Source organism: Paraburkholderia sp. SIMBA_030 (assembly GCF_046535245.1).
In the GTDB taxonomy this organism is placed as follows: domain Bacteria; phylum Pseudomonadota; class Gammaproteobacteria; order Burkholderiales; family Burkholderiaceae; genus Paraburkholderia.
Genome location: NZ_JAWRXB010000353.1, coordinates 1 through 278, shown reverse-complemented (window position 1 = coordinate 278; position 278 = coordinate 1). Strand labels below are relative to the sequence as shown.

1 pseudogene is annotated in these 278 nt (G+C 68.3%); it reads left to right on the top strand.

Annotated elements, in window-relative coordinates:
• Positions 1-278 (top strand): annotated as a pseudogene (locus tag SB772_RS40320) (sensor histidine kinase); the annotation flags it as partial.

Genomic DNA, 278 nt, shown 5'->3' with positions numbered 1-278 from the left:
GAATGGCTCGGGCCGTTCGTCGAGCAATGGCGGCTGCGCCATCCGCACGTGAAGTTCGAGCTGCAGGGCGAACCGCCCGCCGACCTGAGCCTCGACGACACCGTTGCGGTCGGCCAGATCCTCACCATTCTGCTCGACAACGCCGCGCGCGCGAGCCGCGACTTCGTTTCGCTGCGCGCGTATCCGTCGCCGCGCCTGAACGACTTTATCGATTTTGAAGTCTGCGACGCGGGGCCGGGCATTCCGGCTTCACTGCGCGCCTCGCTGGGCGCCGCGCC